This is a genomic window from Methylotenera sp. 1P/1 (assembly GCF_000384355.1).
In the GTDB taxonomy this organism is placed as follows: Bacteria; Pseudomonadota; Gammaproteobacteria; order Burkholderiales; family Methylophilaceae; genus Methylophilus.
The window spans coordinates 2,051,420-2,070,360 of record NZ_ARWC01000001.1 but is presented as its reverse complement, the minus strand read 5'-3'; the positions used below and the strand labels follow the sequence as shown (position 1 = coordinate 2,070,360).

17 protein-coding genes are annotated in these 18,941 nt (G+C 37.8%); 7 read left to right on the top strand and 10 right to left on the bottom strand.

Going from position 1 to position 18,941, the window contains the following annotated elements:
- Positions 1 to 142 precede the first annotated feature (142 nt).
- Both A3Q3_RS0109895 and A3Q3_RS0109890 read right to left on the bottom strand, forming a co-directional pair.
- Positions 143 to 1,156: a GGDEF domain-containing protein gene (locus A3Q3_RS0109895; protein WP_051086460.1), complete on the bottom strand. Its 1,014-nt coding sequence runs from the start codon at positions 1,154 to 1,156 to the stop codon at positions 143 to 145.
- Positions 1,157 to 1,403: 247 nt separating this feature from the next.
- On the bottom strand, positions 1,404 to 2,177 hold the full coding sequence (locus tag A3Q3_RS0109890; RefSeq protein ID WP_020183428.1) for a TetR/AcrR family transcriptional regulator: 774 nt from the start codon (positions 2,175 to 2,177) through the stop codon (positions 1,404 to 1,406).
- 253 nt (positions 2,178 to 2,430) lie between these two features.
- On the opposite strand from A3Q3_RS0109890, the gene A3Q3_RS0109885 reads away from it, so the two are divergent.
- On the top strand, positions 2,431 to 2,688 hold the full coding sequence (locus A3Q3_RS0109885) for a helix-turn-helix transcriptional regulator (RefSeq protein WP_020183427.1): 258 nt from the start codon (positions 2,431 to 2,433) through the stop codon (positions 2,686 to 2,688).
- Positions 2,689 to 2,958: 270 nt separating this feature from the next.
- Here the strand turns inward: A3Q3_RS0109885 and A3Q3_RS0109880 are convergent, their stop codons facing one another.
- Positions 2,959 to 4,131: a hypothetical protein gene (locus A3Q3_RS0109880; protein WP_020183426.1), complete on the bottom strand. Its 1,173-nt coding sequence runs from the start codon at positions 4,129 to 4,131 to the stop codon at positions 2,959 to 2,961.
- 173 nt (positions 4,132 to 4,304) lie between these two features.
- On the opposite strand from A3Q3_RS0109880, the gene A3Q3_RS0109875 reads away from it, so the two are divergent.
- Positions 4,305 to 5,276, top strand: coding sequence for a replication initiation protein (locus tag A3Q3_RS0109875; RefSeq protein ID WP_020183425.1), 972 nt, complete (start codon positions 4,305 to 4,307; stop codon positions 5,274 to 5,276).
- Positions 5,277 to 5,458: 182 nt separating this feature from the next.
- Positions 5,459 to 6,034, top strand: a complete 576-nt coding sequence (locus A3Q3_RS0109870) for a hypothetical protein (protein ID WP_020183424.1) — start codon at positions 5,459 to 5,461, stop codon at positions 6,032 to 6,034.
- Positions 6,035 to 6,155: 121 nt separating this feature from the next.
- Here the strand turns inward: A3Q3_RS0109870 and A3Q3_RS0109865 are convergent, their stop codons facing one another.
- A complete protein-coding gene (locus A3Q3_RS0109865; RefSeq protein ID WP_020183423.1) occupies positions 6,156 to 6,458 on the bottom strand; it encodes a hypothetical protein in 303 nt (100 codons plus the stop codon).
- Positions 6,448 to 7,689, bottom strand: a complete 1,242-nt coding sequence (locus tag A3Q3_RS0109860; protein WP_020183422.1) for an MT-A70 family methyltransferase — start codon at positions 7,687 to 7,689, stop codon at positions 6,448 to 6,450. Before A3Q3_RS0109860 ends, A3Q3_RS0109865 begins: the two co-directional genes overlap by 11 nt.
- A gap of 316 nt (positions 7,690 to 8,005) precedes the next feature.
- Here A3Q3_RS0109860 and A3Q3_RS0109855 point away from each other — a divergent pair, with 316 nt between their 5' ends.
- Positions 8,006 to 8,956 carry a hypothetical protein gene (locus tag A3Q3_RS0109855; RefSeq protein ID WP_232418401.1) on the top strand — a complete coding sequence of 317 codons (951 nt, stop codon included), beginning with the start codon at positions 8,006 to 8,008 and terminating at the stop codon, positions 8,954 to 8,956.
- A gap of 53 nt (positions 8,957 to 9,009) precedes the next feature.
- Here the strand turns inward: A3Q3_RS0109855 and A3Q3_RS0109850 are convergent, their stop codons facing one another.
- Complete coding sequence (locus tag A3Q3_RS0109850; protein ID WP_020183420.1) at positions 9,010 to 11,901, bottom strand: TrlF family AAA-like ATPase; 2,892 nt, start codon at positions 11,899 to 11,901, stop codon at positions 9,010 to 9,012.
- Between the two features lie 41 nt (positions 11,902 to 11,942).
- Positions 11,943 to 12,515, bottom strand: a complete 573-nt coding sequence (locus A3Q3_RS13865; RefSeq protein WP_020183419.1) for a poly-gamma-glutamate hydrolase family protein — start codon at positions 12,513 to 12,515, stop codon at positions 11,943 to 11,945.
- 417 nt (positions 12,516 to 12,932) lie between these two features.
- On the opposite strand from A3Q3_RS13865, the gene mobC reads away from it, so the two are divergent.
- Both mobC and A3Q3_RS0109835 read left to right on the top strand, forming a co-directional pair.
- A complete protein-coding gene (gene mobC, locus A3Q3_RS0109840) occupies positions 12,933 to 13,328 on the top strand; it encodes a plasmid mobilization relaxosome protein MobC (RefSeq protein ID WP_020183418.1) in 396 nt (131 codons plus the stop codon).
- A complete protein-coding gene (locus tag A3Q3_RS0109835) occupies positions 13,325 to 14,665 on the top strand; it encodes a relaxase/mobilization nuclease domain-containing protein (RefSeq protein ID WP_020183417.1) in 1,341 nt (446 codons plus the stop codon). The genes mobC and A3Q3_RS0109835 overlap by 4 nt, the downstream gene beginning before the upstream one ends.
- A gap of 9 nt (positions 14,666 to 14,674) precedes the next feature.
- Here the strand turns inward: A3Q3_RS0109835 and A3Q3_RS13860 are convergent, their stop codons facing one another.
- Entirely contained in the window at positions 14,675 to 16,303 is a 1,629-nt protein-coding gene (locus A3Q3_RS13860; RefSeq protein ID WP_051086458.1) for a DNA cytosine methyltransferase, read from the bottom strand.
- A gap of 276 nt (positions 16,304 to 16,579) precedes the next feature.
- On the opposite strand from A3Q3_RS13860, the gene A3Q3_RS0109825 reads away from it, so the two are divergent.
- Complete coding sequence (locus A3Q3_RS0109825; protein WP_020183415.1) at positions 16,580 to 18,001, top strand: MvaI/BcnI family restriction endonuclease; 1,422 nt, start codon at positions 16,580 to 16,582, stop codon at positions 17,999 to 18,001.
- A 63-nt stretch (positions 18,002 to 18,064) separates the two neighbouring features.
- On the opposite strand, the gene A3Q3_RS0109820 is transcribed toward A3Q3_RS0109825, so the two are convergent.
- Complete coding sequence (locus tag A3Q3_RS0109820; RefSeq protein WP_020183414.1) at positions 18,065 to 18,604, bottom strand: DUF4755 domain-containing protein; 540 nt, start codon at positions 18,602 to 18,604, stop codon at positions 18,065 to 18,067.
- Positions 18,605 to 18,615: 11 nt separating this feature from the next.
- Positions 18,616 to 18,891 carry a hypothetical protein gene (locus tag A3Q3_RS0109815; protein WP_026361866.1) on the bottom strand — a complete coding sequence of 92 codons (276 nt, stop codon included), beginning with the start codon at positions 18,889 to 18,891 and terminating at the stop codon, positions 18,616 to 18,618.
- Positions 18,892 to 18,941 lie beyond the last annotated feature (50 nt).

Here is an 18,941-nt window from a genome sequence, read left to right as displayed (position 1 = left end):
TGACATGGCTTAGCCATCAATGTTTAACGGAAAAAACTCAGGTTGGCGCAGAGAGCTACAGGGAATCTGTAAAAGAAAATAAATAGCTGAAATATATCGGTTTTATGTGCTAAATGTCGTGGATGTATTGCGCGCAGCTTTTTTAGAACAACTCGATTTCGCCTTCTTTGATGTCTTCGGTCAACAAGCCTGCCGCTTTCAAAAGCTCGTAGCTACAGATTTGATTGCGCCCATGGTTTTTTGCGTAATATAAAGCAAGGTCAGCGCGGTCCACCAACTGTGTCGGTGTACTGTCTATGGTTAATTTGGCATAGCCCACGCTCACCGTGACTTTACCTACTTGCGGAAATTGATAAGCGTGTAATTTTTCTGCAAAACGATGGAGCACCAGTTGAATATCCTCTTCTTGTGCACAGCCAAAAATACCCACAAACTCTTCACCACCAAAGCGAAATAGCGGGTCTGACTCTCTAAACGATTTTCCCATCAACTGAGACATTAACAACAACACCTCATCACCAATCAAATGGCCAAACTCATCATTGACTCGCTTAAAGTGATCAATATCAAAAATCGCAATAAAATAATGCAGATGCCCATGGTCATCCTGGCGCATGGCTTTAGAGTGCACGGTAGACAATACTTTATTAATTTTCTGATCAAATGTTTTACGGTTCAGCAATCCTGTCAGCGTGTCACGCTCATTATCATTGAGTAAACCGTTATAGTTTTGATAAATATCCAGCAAATTAATAATGGCTTGCGTAAGGTCAGCATTGCTATATTGCGCCTCAATCACAATGACCGAGTTGCGATAAGCCACCGCTTGCTTTAACGGAAAAAAATGAAAGATGCGGCCATCATCCAAAGTGAGTACGTCTCGCTCACCGCCGTTGTAGCAATCCAGCAGCTTTTGACACAACACCTCTGGAATATCATCACCACCAGCAATGTGCTCTAACGAAATTGCAGAGAGAAATAGCTTGGAAATATCTTTTAATCGATAAACATGAATAGACTGCGTTTTTTGCTGCACAAACATATCAATCAAATTCACAATGGCTTGCTTCAGCATCTGCTCAAGCGTAAACGCATCGCGCTCTTTAGTAAGCGCAATGAGAGACTCCAAAAACGGATTGACTAAGGCATTTGGCAAAGTATTGGCACACACCGAACCGATATCACATAATGATTATTCAAGACTTAAACTAACAAAGCCTTAAACCCTATTTAAGATCAATCATAACGGGAATGCATCACTTTTGATGTGAGAAACAACGTGGAGAAATGGCGCTAATTCTAATGGACACAACGCAACGGCGCAGCTTGCACCGCGTATCAATTACAGAAAAAAGCGTGGGAGAAACGAGGTAACTAATAGTGATAAAACTATAAGATTTACCCTAAAATTCTTGTTCAGTAATTGAAGGTTGATCATCGCGCCAATCACTTTTCTTAATCTGTGCAATTTCTTTTTTATAGTACTTAGTATAAATATCCAGCAGCACACGGCTGTAGTTTAGCTCACTAGACAACGGCCTCCATCCCATACAATCCAAATGAACATCCACAAACTTTTTATACTTCTCCGTCAAATCGCTGATATTGTTGTAAGGCATATAATTAATACTGCTCACTGTGGCGCCATATCGATTAGCCCACATAAAATAAGCCAACTCCTCAGTGCTCATGGCGTAACTTTTTGCAGAAAAGCTGCCCTCTTTCAGACCAAGTTGTATACAGTTATTGTAAAACTGAATCAGCTCATTAATGCGGTCATCCAATATCAAGTTTAACTCTGGCGTAACGGCTAATCTATTAAGCGCAGCATTCGCCATAAATATGCTCTGGTAAATAATACGATTGAGCTTATTAGCAATCACTTGCGATGCATGCAGCACCAGCATCTTCTCTCTCGCCAAGCCCTCAAAATCACCGGCCTTGTTGATAAGCTCCAACCAATAGTTAATACCCTTAATACCCAAATGCGTAATCAGTGTCTCTTTATTGGGAATCAGCTTAAAAAACGTACCTCTAGATATGCTGCTCTGCGCAATTATCTCTTGCAGCGTTAGCTCCTTAAAACCACGCTTAACAATAATAAGCTCAGCAATTAGGGTAACTTCTTTGATACGTTTATCATCAGATAAACGCGCTCTTGATCTTTTTTCTTTCACGGTATTCCAACTTAAATAATAACAATTGAACAATCTTACTCAAGGGAGTTTTAGCAATATTATTATTATTGGTACCAACGAAACTGCGTAAGTATACAGCACGGTCTATAGTAACATTTTAGTGCAGATTAAAAAAACTAGTCCGAGCTAGACTACTAGTTAAAAATTACCTAACAGTAATTATTTATAGCCAAAACTAATAAATCGCGTGATATATTACCGCTAGGTAATAATTGAAGGTGCTATTGTGGCAATGAATAAAGACATCATGAATCAGCCAGTCAAAATCGATACGACTAAAGACCTAGGTCAAGCAGTGAGAGTTTATAGGCGCTCACAAAAAATGACTCAAATAGATATTTCTGGGTTAGCCAATACAGGAAATCGCTTCATCGTTGAGCTTGAAAATGGCAAACCAACAGTGCAGCTTCAAAAAGTACTTGATGTACTAGATACACTGGGCTTAGAAATGATAATCCAGAAAAAAACTAACTTCTTTCTTACAACTTAAATTATATGTGTTGAGACTGAATGCAAGTGAAGTGTATTCACAGGCCTTCCAAAAGGACAAGAGAAGGACAAATAGCTTAGTTCACTATATAGATTGACTATAAGAATTACTAACTAATTGAATCTTAAGAGAGATAGATGGGGTGGCTGATGGGGTTCTACCCCATGCAATTCCAAGTCGAGGTTAATCAACAAGTTACAAATCTAGTATAGCGTATATCCCCATAAAAGAGTGCTACCGTTAGTGCTACCCTTATTGAGACTAATAGCATTATTTGTTTGTCTGTTTTGAAGATGTAGCTTTTGCTGCTTTCAGCGTTTCAACAGATTTTTGCAGATTAGACAAATCTTCTTTTAATTGAATTGAATTTGTCATTAGTTGCTTATTCAAGTCTTGTGAGGCTTTTAACTGCGCTTCCATTATCGACAGTGAAACACTCTGCTGTTTATCATTGTCTAGCTTGTAATCACTAGCGATCCAAATTTGCCATCCAGTCATTGCAATTGTCACAAATACAGAAGCAATCAACGCCCACTTCGCCCAAAATAAGCTCTTTTCGGTTTGTGATAGTGAAGTGTTAATTGCGCCTGAGTTTTTTTCAAGGCTGTCGACCCACTGTGGAATAATTTCCGTAAGAAAAACTGTGTGTAAAGCAGCCAGCCTATCAGCCATGTCCCCAACTAAACCAGCAACCTCTCGTAATTGAATTGCTGAATCTTCACTTGCAATTGCAGCACGTCCAATTGGCGTTTCTTCAAACTTAGGCATATACAACTCAGGCATCCTAGGCTTGGGAATATCCAAAATATTTACTTGTGCTAGCAAATCCTTACTAGATATCCCTCCAAACATACGCTCTTGATCTTCTTGAATTTTTTTAAAAGCCTCAACTGCTGGGGACAGCTTTAGGCTATCTCTCACTGCATTTAAACTTGACATGCTATCTTGAAGAGATTTCATGGCTCCATGTGAGATTGAACCAAAAGCACTATTTAGCGTATTTTTCATCTTTTCGTTCGTCTCTCGCACCCGTTTAATCTGATCTAGTAACCAATCGAATATAAGCGAACCTAAGTCTTGTAGGATTTCACCACCAGACAGTGCTGGAAGGTTACTAGCCTTGATAATCCCTTCTACTAAACTCCTGATATCATATTCATTGAGTTGAGAAAAATCATCCTCTGTTAATTCGGAAGTGTCTTCAAAACCATCATCTGTACTTACTAATATCTTGACTGCAAACTCCCCCAAGGCTTTTAGATTTGTTTCATTCTTATCTTTCTTCTCATTAAAAACACCACTAAATTTTTTTAAGTCTCCATCAGATAAATGGCGCACATATAAAACACCCTGCGAAGTATTGATGGGAATTAATGCTTGTTTCATCAAAAAAGAGATATCTATTTTTTTATTGCTGGATGAGTTTGAATTTTCTTCTGCCACTTGTCGTCACCTTAGTTTATTCATGCAAGTTAAATAATAGTTTAAGTCCACAAATTTCGTGAATACTTAGCTCTATCTTCACTACTAAAAATCATTATAAATTAAATCAACTCAATGACTTGACTTAGCTAATTTTTCTATTAACTTGTGTCGCAAGACTAACGACACAACGGATGAACCAACAACTAGATGATTTTTACTCTCACCTCAATGAAGCCGTCATAACAACTAACGACTTTGAAGAAGGTAGCCAGTTTCGCAAACGTGAAAAAGTAAATCAATTCGCGTATTGTGGTCTCAATCCTATGTATCGCCATTATCTAAGTTTTGATCTCGATGAACAGGGTTCAGCATTTAAATTTGAAGATGTAAATCTTCCAGCCCCCACGATCATTACTATCAACAAACAAAACAGCCATTGCCACTATCTTTATCATTTAAAAACACCTGTTGCTTATCATGAAAATAGTCGCAGCAAACCGCAGGAATATTTTGATGCAATACAAGATGCCATGACAAGTTGCCTAAATGCAGATCAAGCATTCACACACACATTAACTAAAAATCCATTGCATGACAGGTGGCAAGTCATTACAAATAAAGCTAGTTATGACCTAGGTGATTTTTTAGAATATATTGATCTACCCAAGCATTCGCCATACAAACCTCTCATAAAAGATATGAATTGCCGTGGGCGTAATGATCAACTATTCCACACACTAAGATTGTGGGGCTACCGTGCGGTCCATAGTTTTATAAATGAGCAAACTTGGCGCCAGGAAGCCCAAAATAAGGCCTTAGAAATCAATAATAGCTTCACATCCCCATTACCCTACAAGGAAGTACGTGATACAGCAAATACCACATCAAAATGGATTTGGAAAAATCGTCATCGTCTAGGTGGCAGAGAAAAGGTACTTAGCTTTACAAATGAAACAGCCCATGAGCGTATGAGCAAAGGTGCAGAATATACCAATGCCATAAGGACAAAGAAAACAATTCAAGTAATACAAGATACGGTCAATGAAATGCTCGCCTCTGGGCACACCATCAGCCCAATGTCCGTGCAAATCAGATCAGGTCTAAATATTAAAACCATCAGAAAATATCTACCTAAAATTAATTTACACCCTATCAAACATTAATGTTTTTGCTGTATTTTTTGGAATGTCCACAACGGCGTACATCAGGTAATTAGCGATGCTTGGCGTTAGATATTATTGAAAGGGAACTATTACACATTGATAACTTAGGATTAAGCTTGAGACAGGAGTCAAGTATAGATAAATGATATGATTTGTACATAAACTTATAATAAGAAAATAAAATGTCTAAATTTACTGACTTTATAATCAAAGAACATGATCCAAAAATTTGGAATGCTGCCGACAAGAAGGCTAGATCATTGCCAATTTTACCGGGGTCTCATCGCGGACTAGCAGCTAATCAGGTTGGTTGTTTAGGTGAGGCAATTGCTGTTGATTGGTTCATATCTCAAAATCTTACTTTTGAAGATCAGACCAACCTAACAACTCATGACTATCGAATCAGCAGTGAAAAGCTTACGATTGATATCAAGACGAAAGATAGGACTGTAGAACCTCGTGATAATTATGAGTGTTCAGTTCCTGAATACAACCACGCACATCAGCGCCCAAATTACTATATCTTTGTCTCTCTTCAAAGAGATTCAAAGTACCAAGGTGCTGCTAATGATATTGATAGGTACTCAAGGGGATTTATTTTGGGCGGTATTGATTTAGAGAGTTTTGATAAACGTGCGGTGTTCTGGAAAAAAGATGAGATCGACCCCACAAATGGCACAAAATTCTGGACCAGTTGTTTTAATGTTTATATCAACCAATTAGAGTCAATTACGACCTTACAGGCTAAATGGAAATGAGTAACAACTCAACTGATAATTCTCATCTCAATAATAAGCTAGTCACATAAATCCTACACTAACGCAAAGAACTGATATAAACCATCAGTTAAATGTTTGAGCTAAAAGACTAGCTAAGTGATTAAATTTTGATCTTTTTCACACTTGCTTTTCTCGGTATAACTTTAAGGAGTAATTCGTATAAATCCAAAGCTTCGATTCGCCTAGCTAAATTTTGAGCAATGTTATCAAATTCAAAATCAGAGCAACCTTCATAGATAGTGGAAATATATTCATCAAGAAAATCTTCTGCCTCTTTATATTCAATTCTTAGCTGATCATAAACCTGCTTAGCCTCTCGATACTCCTCATGCTCAATCATCAGCAAGAATCGCGTAACTAATTTATCGAACTCAATACAATCATCATTAGAATTACTCGTCATTACTTGCCTCCTGATTGTTTGATTGCACAGCTTGCTGAACACATTCATTACCCCAACCTACCCACCCTTGAGCAGGCTCACCTCTACAAAACAACTCAACCTTACTAAGCTCTGGATACATACCATCAATGATTTGATACATTTCATCAGGTTTGCGACTGTGCTCACGGCGTTTGAACTTCAATACTGAAGATGGGCGTGCATCGTATGGCACCTCTGGCACAGAACCTTTGGTAGCAATCACTAAAACCTCATGGCCTTGGCGAAAATACGTGCCTTGACCAGTAAAATCCTTATCCCATACAGCACTCGTTTTAAATTTGAAACCCCATGCACTCAAGACTTCCACAGCCTCAGGTAATAGTGAGGATGAGCACCACATAAACAAAACTGCGTCATCAGTAGATATTTGACTAATTGGCATCTCGCAGATTTCTTTCACCGACATGCATGGATATCCCACAGCCAGCTCGCCCATATAATCCCAAGGTGGGTCCGCGTAAATTACGCTGAAAGTACCTAGTGAAGATTCCAAAGGTTTGTTATTAGCTCGTTTAGCTTCGATCTCTTGAATACGCTCTATACGGCGATTTTCAAACTTAGCTTTATTGATGGCTTTGCTGGCTTCTTGAATTGTTTTGATGTCATCAAAGTTAAGTTGTGATTGATCTTGTTTCGCAAGTTGGGCAAGTTTTGCTGCATTGCTGATATCAAGCTTTCCCTCAGAGACTGCAGCGATAAGTTCTGGAGTGCCATTGTTTAACACTTTTTTCCCACGCTGAACTGAGTCAACTGAAATGCCCAATTCTTCTGCCACTTTTCTTTGGGATACTGCTCCAGCTGTATGCTGATTTGAGCCAACGGATGAATTGGTCAATCTTGCTGCAATAATTGCCTTTTGACTTTCTGTCAGGTGACGTCGGTGCAAATTGATACTAATTACAGATTGCTCTACAGACTTATCATTCGCTGCCTCTAGCTCTGCAAACTTGGGGATGATGCCTAATGCTGAACATGCACGCAAGCGATGTCGCCCATCTACGACCTTGCCACCATACATAAGGATTGGCATTTGCAATCCATTTTGCGCGATATCTTGTTTGAGTTCATCAAACTGAGAGTCCGACATCTCTGGAAATAGGTTTGCTATTGGATGAATTTTTAATTCGTTTGCCAACACATCACTTTCTAAGCCCATCAAACTACTATTCACGTTATATTTTTCTGTCATTTTTAATTCTCCTTATTTAGTAAAAGCTTGAATGGCGTTAACTGATTCAAGATGTATCTATCTTAGAAAATTATGCTGTTGAGATTAATAGGTCTTAATTAGGATTAAAAAGCTATGCTCTTTGAAAATCTTAATAACCACGTTTACTGATAAAAATAATCAACATCAATTTTTCTTGAGGGGATTTTAATGAAATACTTTTAGCTCAATAAAACCTTTAAAATCCAATCAAAAAGCTGTTAGTGTTTTATTAATACGAGACTGGAGTTTGATAATGGCAGGCAGAGGTAGGCAACCACGTACACTGATTGACACCATGAGAACGCAACTATGGGTGCATCAATTAAAACAACTAATGGATGCCAAGAGTTTTTATGAACTGAATGAAAAATTTGAAGCACTCAATACAAATTACAGTTCTGATTATGCAAATGGCAGCACAGGCGTTAACTCAACAACAAGAAAGTTAGTTGATCAAGAATTAAAAACCAAATATGGTTTTGAATCTCTAAAAGCCAGTGACTTCTATCTCATTGGCCCAACTGTTGAGGATGATGAAGGAGAGCTAGAATTTATTAGGCTATGGGATGCACTGGCAGGTCCTATTGAAGGCCTCTGGGAGATATTGTTTTGGTATGACTTTTCTACAGAGCTACAACACGAGCTAGGATTGTCTTTTAAAGTCAAGATTAGCCTCATCATTGCAAGATTATTCAATACTACTGAACCACAAGCTGAATGGCTTCAAAAAGATCGGCCTAACGTTGTTGCTGAAGCTTACCGCCGTGGAGAAATTCTTGTGGATTTAAGATTGCTGACAGCCGTCATTGCAGTATGGAGACTTGCTAACTTTATGAAGGATAGCGTTCATTTAGCCGATTATATGATGATTGGTTTATTAGATAAGGCTGCTGAGGACTTGGTATCACCACTAGCTCCCAAACTCACAGAAATAAACAAAAACCGAGCGACTAATAAAATTGAAAAACCTAAGAAGACAAACGAATATCCAAGTTTTTATAGAAACTTTTTGCAGCACTTGATAAACCTAGATTCGCCAAAAGTGCAGAGATTTAATGAGGTTGTTAACAAATTCAACGACTACATTCCAGCACGCCCAAATCTCATTTCACACAAAGATGGAAGTGAAACTTTTGAATTTGAGCAAAATAATGGATTTGATCATTTCATAGCCAATGCCGAAGGCACTAGAGTTTCTGAATGTTTAAAATCCAAATTTCAAACATTCAGAGGATCGGCGCCCTAGATAACATTACCATTCTGTTAAGTAACAATTCTGCTGAACCATTGTTGAATATTCTATGATGTAGGCGGAAAAAGGTACTTGTCTCTACGAGTTGTAAACGCTGGCAATGTGCCTTCCAATACTTCCACGATGGCTTCATTGATGGGAGACTGTTCAATGCCACCAGAAATAAATTCAAATTTATTGCCATTGAGTTTATCAATTTTTACTCTGATAACTTGTTCAGAATCTGAAACAACAGCTAGATTAGGATTGTGAGTTACAAGAATAATCTGTCTTTTCTTCTTAGCTTGTTTTATATATGGCACTAATATTTTAGCTACGCTGTGATTATCTAAATTGTCTTCAGGTTGATCGATAATTAACGGTATATCTTCTTTATCGAGTACCAGATAAAACACCAGTAACAGCGCTCCCTTTTCACCAGGTGAGAGTTGTTCAAGGCTCTTTCCGTTCTGCTGTAGATCATAATGCTGCTCAAGATAATCTAAAGAGAACAGATAATTGTATAAATTTCTTCTATCCCTAACTATATCGCCGATATATGTTTTTGCGTTTTGTTGACCAAGCCGTTTATCACCTTCTAAAAAATCTATGAATTTGGTCAGGAAGACTTCAAAACTCAACAAATCATTCCAATCAGTTGGGGTCACCAATTCATTGTGTAGCAGTGCTTTACCATCCTCTAGCCCATAAAATGAGCCTGATCTATTTTGCTTAATTTCTCTCAGTAAATACTCTTCAAAAACAGAGGAAGCATAGAAAGAACTCACAATCTTCAAACCAGTTACTTCAGAAGTTGATAATTGCTTATCAATAGCAGACTTTATCTCATCGTAAAAGGATTTGATTTCCAGCTTTTTCTCAAAAATCTCTTTTGAATGTTCAAGTCTTTCCGACCGCAATCTATTGAGGTCAGTCTCTAGATTCTGGTTTATGTAATTTATTTCAGCTTTTAGTGCACTAAGACTTTCTGGAGTATCTGCGTCTCCAATAATCAATGCTCTTGTTTCTTGCCACGCGGAAAGTGCAGTCAAATAATCTTGATAAACCTTCTGATCTCCACTGAATTTACTTTGTATCTCCAAGATTTTGTTGACAGAAAAATCATATTTAGATTGAAGATTTAACTCTTCATACCCAATCAGATCTCCAATCAAATCGACTTCAAGTTCTGCACGTTTTTTACTGATTTCTTGTTCAATAGAAACGATTTTGATATCTAAGGTCTCTGAATTGAAATCGACTTTAATAACCTTGTCTAGATCTATACCTAAAGCCGAAGTGATTTCGATGTTGCTCTCAACGAAATTTATTAAATCATTTACTCGATTGGTCAAATCGCGTTTTATGCTTTGTAGTTCGGATACCGCTATTGATTTCTCAGATATTTCCTTTTTTACAGCCTCTAATTGGTGTTCCAAAGCTATCTTTTTATCTTGCCAGCCCTGCAGTTCAGCACGTCTTTCGGTTTGAGCCGGATTTGATGTATTCATATCCGGATCTGCCACTGCTACTGGTTTAGAGTTCTCATGAACCGTTAACTCCTCATTTTTGATTCTGAGCTTGCTTGATAATAGTTTTTTGTGTTCTGGATTTGCCTTATCTTCAAGGTCAATGATAGCCGTATTAACCTCATAGACTTTATCACGTAAGTTAGAGATCTCTTTATCAACAGAATCTTTTTTGAAATCAACTAGCTCTTTGAAAGTGCCACGTCTCAGCCTATTTTCAATAGGAACATACTGAAACACAACCTTCTCAATTTCCTCTCTGAATGCTTCGACCTTGCCAATCTCATTACATAATTTCTCAAAATAACTTTGAGGCAAATACCTTACTTTGCGTTGATCTGATTGTTGAATGACATAATCTAGCACTCGATCTGGAGTTGTTTGCCCACTACCAAACGTAAGCGAAGCAGAGTACCGACCGGCCAATCCTTTTTTCTTAAATTTATCTCTATGTAGAAAAAGATAATCTTCAGAATGATCGCCATCGGAGCAGAGCGAAATGATGTCGGACACAGCGCTCTTACCGCTCCCTTTGTTTCCTATTATAGTTACGAGCTCCTTATTCAAGGGGATATTTATGTCTTCGAACCAAATATTAGATGGATCGTGCGCACCAGTTAATTTGATAGTTAATTTATCAATATATTTGGTTTTATTATCCCTCACTCTTTTTAAAACTTCGGGCTCAAACCCTATGAAAAATCGGTCTTCCGGTTCATTGAGTGCATACTTTAGTCCAGCGAAATTCGAATTACCTTTAATCCACAAATTTTGCTTTAAAATATATTTTTTTATGTTGTGATTATCAGAGCAAATAATCATTGGGATAATTTTTTTGATAAAAGGAAATACATGTTTTCTGTACCCTTCCTGATCTGACTCTTTGCCTAACTCGTAAATATCAACTTTGTAAGCGATGTCTGTTTTCTGAGCCATTGAATGCGGCAAGGAATTAGTGATATTTTCGATGGAACCACTTTTCTGGCCTGCATGTATAGAAATTATTCCGCCCAAACTTTTTACTAATTGGATAGTGTCAGCGAGATCACAATAAACCTCATCAGGCTTTCTGGATTTCCCCTTAATATCTTTAATATTTGTTTGATTCTCTAATTGACCCCATATGTATGCAATATTTGAATCTTCGGCAAAAATCCCAATAAAGTGAACGGCCTCACCTCCCCTAGCATCTGATAAGAATTCGATACCAGGCAAAACTGTGATATTTTTTTCCTTACCCAATCTCTGCAGGTCTTTGACTCTATCGATATCGATGACGTGATGATCCGTAACAGCAAAAGCAGCAATACCTCTACTGCTCATTACATCGACAATATCTTGATTAGTAACTGTTTTGTCGCCGTAATCATGAGACGAAGGGGTATGAAAATGGAGATCCCACTTTGCCCATTCGGAGCCTATATTATTCATTTTTTAACTCCCTATAATTTCTAAAAATTACGCCTAAAACATTATTGAGGCAGTACAGCTAAAACTATGGAAGAAAACATCTGCATAATTTTTGGGTCTGAGCACAATTGATCTCGAAGTCCACGAGATATCTCAAGTTGCAGACCCTTCCCTGATTGTCCTTTATTACAGATATTATCTCTATCAGTGCCTGTCAAAGTATTCGTTGGCCGTAATGCATTAAACCCGTTTAAATTTAGTGAATCAATAAGATCTTTTGCATACAAGACGGCCAAACCTCCAACCTCAACAAGCATTTCATCACCAGCGAGCCCATGAACCGTAACTATTAACTCTGCAGACTTTGCAAATTCTAAGGCTTGAGGTTCATCAAAATTTGAACTAGTAACATGTAAATCCCGATTATTTGCACTCTTACACCCCTCGAATAAATAGTATGAATAATACTCGCCAGCTAATTGTTTGCAAATTTCAGAAGTACCAGGCTCGATCTTCCCCCCATGTGGTGCAATAAATGCTGTTCGTGTATTTCTATGTTGCAACTCAATTTTATAGGCCTCTGGTGGTTCATTGAATGCAAGCTCAGCAAATGTTTTATATTTATCTTGTTTCATGTTGTGCCACCTCCTGAACTTCACTCGTATTAATAGACGCTTTTACTCACATTTTATAGATATTACCACCCAATATTGAATGCCTGCTTTGGGCCTCGACTTATACGAGTTTTTTTCAACTTCAGCTTCCATGAAGATATTTATTTAAATTTTTTGTTTCTAGCCTACTGCTCAAGCGATACCCTCATCAAAGATTCTCTGTGCATGGTTTCTATTCACCCGTCATAAGCCTTTATTTTCATTTAAATGCGCCCCCAGACTTGCTTTTCGTTCAAAACCTATTACAACTAGACTAAGGCTAAGATCAAGCAAGGTTAACCAATTGCCCGTATTAAATATCGGCAATTGTTAATTTGGGCGCTGCCCAATCCCAGTGTTTGACACGTCTATCGGTATAAAAATAATAAGGAGCCGAAGATGGAAAGTAGAGTTAAGTTAAAAAATGGGCAAGCAGGACCTGATGGCAATCACTTCTTACGTGACAAAAGGGTGGAGATTAGGGTCTGTCAGCAAGAGTATGAAAAGCTAGAAAAGCATGCTTTAGAAGCTGGCTATTTAAATGTAGCTCAATATTTACGTGAGTCTGGTTTGACCCGTAAGCAAATTACCTCCCCATCTACGAAGCAAAAAGAGAAAAATCAATGGCTTTATGAAATCAATCGCATAGGGAATAACGTCAATCAGATTGCAAGGCACCTAAACCAAGGCAATTCACTAGATGAAGAAATGCTGATGATTTTATTGCAAATACAAGACATGGCTCAAGACACCCTTAAAGAAGCGCTCAAATCAGATAATGAGGACACCGTATGATTGTACGCATCTTCAAATCAGGCGTGTCAAATGGCGAGTCGCCAGTCAAGTATTTGCTCGGTAATACAGACCATACTGGTAATCAACGAGCGGTAAAACCTGAAGTTTTAGAAGGCAATCCTCAAACTACGATTGATGTCATCAATTCAATCCAGCGCAAATATAAATACATATCAGGCTGCATAAGCTTTAGAGATTCAGAAAAGCCAACCAGATCCCAGCTTTACGAAATTATTGATGATTTTAAAAAGACATTTTGTCCCAAGCTTAATGGTGACAATTTCAATAGCTTGTTTGTTCTTCATCAGGACAAGGGCAACATTGAGGTGCATTTTGTTTTTGCTAATCAAGAGTTAAAAAGTAATCGTAGATTTAACATCCACCCACCCGGCAAACAAAACATTCAATTCTTTGAGTCTTTCGTCAAAGTCACCAATCAGAAATTAGGCTATGCACAAGTAATTCCAGACCCACTTAAAATTGCATTTACTGATTTTGAGCGTAAAACCCCAGAGGGCAGAAAAGACAAGTCGAATAAACGTTGGATACAACAAAGCATTATCAAAGCGATTCAAAAAGGCGACATCAAGAACAGAGATGACCTTTGCAAACATTTAGATGAAAACTTAGGAGTAACAGTTACCCGGCAAGGCAAAGACTATCTGTCTGTAAAGCTACCTGGAGCATTAAAAGCTAAAAGATTGCGTGGTGCGCTATACAGTGAAGATGCCAGCTATCAAGAATTGATTAAACAATCCATAGCATCTAAACAACCCTATTACTTAAGCCCCTCAGAGTTTAAAGCAGAGCAAATCAAACTTAATGATTACATCCAAGCACGCGAGCAATTCAATATCAAAGCTTACTTAACACCAAGACCCATGAGAAGGTTTGCAAAGCAAATAAATCCAACACTAACAACTACAACAAGGAGAATGAAAATGGCAAAAAAAGACTACCTACCAATCATTAAAAGAATCATTCGTGAAGCTTTAATGGCTACAAGGATTAAACCTACACCAAAAAATCTTGTAATAGCTATGCCCGATATGAAAACGACCATGAGCAACGTGGCAAGCATCAGAAGTAAAGCATTGGGGGTTACGAAATCTCCAGAAACTCTTGATCTGGATGCATTAAAAATGACCATTGCAGAAGTTGAAACTAACATGCATAAAGCTATTGGAGAAATGAGTAATACGAAAAACCCGATTGAAGCAGCAAAACTACAGCAACGTGTTATCCAACTTAAAATCCAGCTTGAAAAGCTATATGCTGAGATGAGGGCTATTCAGATAAAATTTGGACTAAGCGTGAGTTTTCCAAAACCAAAATAACAATCTAAATTAAGCAGCCTCAAACTCAATTTTTGATACTTTTGTGGGTTGGTCTAAGTGACTAGTTAAGTGGCGTGACAATAAATTAGATATCGCCAGACCTAGTGCTCGACCTAACAAAGGCGGGACTGCGTTACCTACTTGTGTATATTGAGGAACTTCAAATGACCTCATTTTGCCACCAGTGGTCACTTTAGATCTAAATTCAAAGTTATCTGGGAATGACTGAATTCTGGCCATTTCTCTGACCGTTAAAGTTCTCAACTCTTCATAATGACAAGCATCATCCGGAATAGACAAAGCTGCAGGAGCAGGCTGGTTAGCTATTAATGCCTTTTGAGTTTGCTTCTTAGTTTTATGGCCCTTCAAATACTCTACAAAATCTTTCTTCAGCTTAAATTTTATTAGCTTGCCAGATTCAATAAGGTAATCAAAGTTAGCAAGCTCTTTCCAGCTATCAGTTGAAATGCTATCTGAGTCACCTTTCATAACTGAACTAACTTGTTTTTGTGTACTTCTAGTAACTTTTTGTAGGACTTGATAAATACGAAATCTTCTTTTAACTAATTCATTATTGCTTCTTAAATCATGGTTCTTCATTGCACACTTATTAAGTGTCTTTTGGAAGACATTAAAAGTAGATTGTGCAAATTTAGAACTCAAACTTCCATTTAATCGCAGATCATCAATTGCATCAAATACACTCACTAAACTTTCGCTATGCGCTACCAAAGGAGCTAGAAAAGAATCCTTATACAATTTGAAATCATCCTGTTTAGAAACATCAAAATATTTAAGAGAACTTAAATCAACATCGTGGTCGTGTTTTGTAAGATTGTAAAAGTTAAGAGGCTGGCTAAATAAGCTCTTTTCTGACGCATTAAATGTCTGTGATAACTGATCAAAAAAGTCCTTACGAACGCCCATTAAAATAAAGCGTGGCCTGTTTTGTGGTACCCCTGCAAATTTTGCATTTACATGTAGGCAAAGTGGAACGTATCCGATTGCTGCAAAAGCTTTAGCCAATTCAAACCATGCATAGTATTCTTTACCATTCTCATCTTTGAACGGTCTAAGAATACCTGTCACGTTTTCTAGCAAAACTATCTTAGGGTTAATTGTTTTCGCAAATTTAGCAAACTCCCACGGTAGTGAGTTTTTTGCACAATCCTGCTTTCGTAACCCAGCCATACTAAAGCTTTGGCAAGGTGGCCCACCCGACACTAGATCCACTCCACCACCATCAAATCCCGCTTTGAGATTTGCAGTAACCTTAGAGTTTTGCTCCAACCATACATTCAGGTCGACTATGCTACCAACTATTAAGCTACCCTTTAAATTTGTACTATCTGGATTAATGTCTGAATATCCAGAACCAAGAGCTGGAAAATTATAAGGATTTTCACGTAAGCGACTACTTAAACTACTTTTAGGGAATTGACTGCTTAACCAGTATGTCTTTTTAAGCTTAGGTGATTTTAAACTAGCTTGCTCTTGAAGATTCTCATCAAAAAAATTATATGCATAAGATTCGGCAGCCATCGGTGACAGCTCATTAGCTATCACAAGCTCATAGCCAACGGATTTTAAGCCAAGCGACAAGCCACCACACCCTGCAAATAGCTCAATATATTTCACTAGTTTTCTCTGATTTTTTAATCTAAATTTATAAGTTCCAATTTTAGTCCATGTGCTACAAAAAGTCCAGGGCCATTCGCTATTTCTGAACCCAATTATCAAGAACTTTGCTTTTGTAAATAATTATGTTAACTTTACATTGGGCTTAGAGAAAGCCTTCAAGCCCATCGCGGTAAAGGCCCTAAGGTCAACTCTGTAGCAGTTCTTATTCTAAGCATCCGTGCTTGAATTTATTAGTGGGCAGTAAATTCAGCACGATAAATGTTAAGGATAAGAATGAATACATTACCTAAGTCCGTTGGTCGCCTCAAACAAGAAGCCTCAGCACTTTCCAAAACAAAAGCAATTTCACATACTTCAGCTCTAGAAGAAATCGCGAAACAGTATGGTTTTGCAAATTGGAAAGCCATACTCAAAGCAGATGAAAATGCTCGCGCTTTAAAACAACCAGTTCCAGCAATTTCCAATAATTTCATTAATGATGATGAAGCTGCTTTACTTGCTGATGATTTAGCAGTTAATGAGCGAGATGCAGATCTAGACCCAGAAACCAAGATAAAGTTAGCTAAAAACAAAGCTTATTTTGCATCTCTCGGTATTGACTACTCAATTTTTGAACCCACAGTCACAGGGCTTAAGAAATCAATTCTAGATGCAACACGACCTGTAAGAAGCCACTTTGAAATTGAGGCCTTCCATAACTTTGATAAGCAAGGTCAGGGCGATGATCACAAAATTATTAAAGAGGCATTTTTTGTATTTCCCGACTCAACAACACCATCTAGAGTTAGCCTTTATCGCCCTAAAACTAAAAAGGGTGATCCACGCATGTGGTTTAGAGGTCTTGGTGATTTTGCCAACCCCGCAGACCAAATTGCAATAGTAATATTTAAAGATGCACTTTATCTCTTCAACTTTTCACAATGTGATATTGAGTCTTTAAGCTCAACGTCCAACATTTCAATCTTCTTATCGCAATACCTAGTTAGCAAAAATAGCATTGCGGATGAGTTACTTCTAAAACTGAAAGAAATAGCCAAAGCTCCTATTAAATGCACTGTTGTTGGAGATACGGCTATTGGAATGGCTATTGAGCTTGCATTGGGAATTCCTGCAAACAGTAGTAAAAAACCAGATTACAAAGGCATAGAATTAAAAGGTGGGCGTGGTAAGAAAACTAGAAGCAATTTGTTCGCGCAAGTTGCTGACTGGAATATTAGCCCATTAAAAAGTAGTGCCGAAATTTTAGAGAAATATGGCTATGCTCGTGGTGAAGAGTTTAAGCTCTACTGCACACTATCAACCCAGAAAACTAATAGTCAGGGATTAAGTTTTCAATATGATGAGGCTGCAGACTTGCTAATCGAAAAAGACAGAGACAACAATACTGTTGCGGTATGGCCCGGTAACATTTTGCGCTCAAGATTACTTGAAAAACATAATGAGACTTTCTGGATACAAGCTACTAGCAGAAAAATTGATGGTGTTGAACATTTTGATCTGCATTCAGTAACGCATACAAGGCGACCTTTAGTCAGTCAACTTTTGCCGTTAATACAGGCAGGAGTAATTACTATGGATCACTTAATTAAACGTAAAGGAAATAGTGCAGCTGAGAAAGGTCCATTATTTAAAATTAATAAGCGTGACTTGCTATTCTTATTTCCAGAACCCAAACATTACTCTCTTAAAGATTAATAGGGCTACAAACATTCAATAGCTGGACTGATAATATCCACCAGCCAGCTATTGGCTTATTGACTATTTTTCGTTGATATTCTGCTGAAATATTTCCATCCATCTTTTAAGCTCTATCTCAGTTTTTTTATTGTTACTCTCACGCCAAGGGAAAGCTACTCGCCACTCAGGATTGTCAATGTCTTTCACTTTCAGAAAAAATCCTGAGCCAGCTTCATTTTCTTTATTCTGTCGATGATTTTGTGCGCCCTCTGCTAACGTTCTATTGCTCATAGAAGTACCACCAGTTTTCAAACTATATGACCAGTCACGAATATCTCTGAAGTCATACTTTTTAAACTTGTCTCCATCAAGTAAGTGAACTTGGCGTGTTGTTGTGTTGACACCAATACCAGTAAGTTTATGATAATGTTGATAGTCACAACCCTCAGCTAACCCAGACCACTCTGATTTCTTGCTAGCATTTTGCATGCTGGCGTAAATAGGTAGCCATATTAACCAGCCACCTAACCCACCTCCAATTAAAAGAAAAATTGAGTTATGCATCTCTATATAATAAGCATAGCCAATTAAAATAAGTATCACACCAAAGAATATCTTCACAGCTTGCCCCTTTATTGTTTTTTCTTAAGATTACCAAACGGCGTTTTTAGTGAACCATCTTCTAGAATTGTGAAGATAATATTCTGCCCATTGTTTTCTACCTTGACCTTATTGCCATCTACTTCGTACTTGCCTTCAGTTTCAATACCGATTGCACTCATCAAAACTTTATCGCCAGATTCAAACGTATAACTTACTGCGCCTGTCTTATCTGCATACTCACCACTTAACTTTGAACCACAGGCCGACAATAGAAACAACATACTTAATACAAATATTTTTCTCACATACACCCCTTATTCAACCTTAAAGGTTGTATTTCAACGTATTAAGCACT

What these genes read in the sequence shown, in the direction of transcription:
- A3Q3_RS0109870 (WP_020183424.1), top strand. Translation starts at nt 5,459, where the DNA reads ATGTCTAAATTTACTGACTTTATAATCAAAGAACATGATCCAAAAATT.
- A3Q3_RS0109835 (WP_020183417.1), top strand. Translation starts at nt 13,325, where the DNA reads ATGATTGTACGCATCTTCAAATCAGGCGTGTCAAATGGCGAGTCGCCA.
- A3Q3_RS0109885 (WP_020183427.1), top strand. Translation starts at nt 2,431, where the DNA reads ATGAATAAAGACATCATGAATCAGCCAGTCAAAATCGATACGACTAAA.
- A3Q3_RS0109825 (WP_020183415.1), top strand. Translation starts at nt 16,580, where the DNA reads ATGAATACATTACCTAAGTCCGTTGGTCGCCTCAAACAAGAAGCCTCA.
- A3Q3_RS0109860 (WP_020183422.1), bottom strand. Translation starts at nt 7,689, where the DNA reads ATGACAGAAAAATATAACGTGAATAGTAGTTTGATGGGCTTAGAAAGT.
- A3Q3_RS0109855 (WP_232418401.1), top strand. Translation starts at nt 8,006, where the DNA reads ATGAGAACGCAACTATGGGTGCATCAATTAAAACAACTAATGGATGCC.
- A3Q3_RS13865 (WP_020183419.1), bottom strand. Translation starts at nt 12,515, where the DNA reads ATGAAACAAGATAAATATAAAACATTTGCTGAGCTTGCATTCAATGAA.
- mobC (WP_020183418.1), top strand. Translation starts at nt 12,933, where the DNA reads ATGGAAAGTAGAGTTAAGTTAAAAAATGGGCAAGCAGGACCTGATGGC.
- A3Q3_RS0109850 (WP_020183420.1), bottom strand. Translation starts at nt 11,901, where the DNA reads ATGAATAATATAGGCTCCGAATGGGCAAAGTGGGATCTCCATTTTCAT.
- A3Q3_RS0109875 (WP_020183425.1), top strand. Translation starts at nt 4,305, where the DNA reads ATGAACCAACAACTAGATGATTTTTACTCTCACCTCAATGAAGCCGTC.
- A3Q3_RS0109865 (WP_020183423.1), bottom strand. Translation starts at nt 6,458, where the DNA reads ATGACGAGTAATTCTAATGATGATTGTATTGAGTTCGATAAATTAGTT.